General features: G+C 73.9%; 1 protein-coding gene and 1 pseudogene. One reads left to right on the top strand and one right to left on the bottom strand.

The genetic code is table 11. The features are described from left to right. A pseudogene (locus G3I40_RS26665) lies at positions 1–297 on the bottom strand (hypothetical protein); the annotation flags it as partial. A 214-nt stretch (positions 298–511) separates the two neighbouring features. On the opposite strand from G3I40_RS26665, the gene G3I40_RS26670 reads away from it, so the two are divergent. Next, a partial coding sequence (locus G3I40_RS26670; protein ID WP_164304709.1) for a superoxide dismutase family protein occupies positions 512–937 on the top strand: 426 nt, incomplete at its 3' end.

A 937-nucleotide genomic window follows, 5' to 3' on the forward strand; every position in this document is an offset into this window, starting at 1 on the left:
GCGGGAGCGGGCGATCGCCCGGTCCAGCCGGGCGCCGCCGCGCCAGGCGAGGCGGTAGGCGACCAGGTCGCCGAGGACCGAGGCCGTCGCAGCGCTCAGCATCAGGATGAGGAGGTCCGGCACGCCGTGCGGGACCTCGCCGGTGGCGGCGCCCGAGCCGGCCGCGGCGGCGGTGGCCGCGGTGATCACGAGGACGCCGCTGGGCAGTACCGGGACGAAGACGTCGAAGAGCACGGAGAGCGCCACGATCGCGTAGATCCACGGGCTTCCGGTCAGTGACCCCACGCTCTCCAGCACTGTTCGCCAACTTCCCGTACGGACGATCTTCCGACCGTTCCCTCCAGGAGGAGCGGCTTCGTGACAGCTGTACAGCGTACGCCTCGGCTGGTGCCGAAGTGGCGCAAGGGGTACAGATGTTCCCCATCTCACGTTCACCCGGCTGCCGCGTTCGGTGCGGCGCCGGGGCCCCGGTTCCCGTACGAACGAGCCAGGACCGAGGAGAGGAACGGCGATGGTGGCAGGGATGGTGACCGGCGCGCTCGCGGCGGCCGTGTTCGCGGCGGGCGCCGGCGGGGGCGGCGGCGCCGGGGATTGTTACTGGGTGCGGGCGCAGGCGAGGTTCGCGCCGCCCACGGCCTTCGTGCCGTCGCCCGCGCTCACGTACGACATGAAACTGGTGCCCGCCGCGGCGTCGATCGCGGTCGAGCAGCGCGGTGACGACGCCGGGATGACCGTGGACCTGGACGTCGACGGCCTCGTGCCCGGCCGTGCCTACGGCGCGCACGTCCACCAGAAGCCGTGCGGCGCCGACCCGGCCGCCGCGGGCGGGCACTACCAGCACGTCGTCGACCCGCGGCGGGCGGACGCCGGGAACGAGGTGTGGCTCGACTTCACCACCGACGCCGCGGGCCGGGGCACGGCCACCGTCCGCAAGTCG

The sequence above is a fragment of the Streptomyces sp. SID14478 genome (genome assembly GCF_010548525.1).
Classification (GTDB): Bacteria; Actinomycetota; Actinomycetes; order Streptomycetales; family Streptomycetaceae; genus Streptomyces.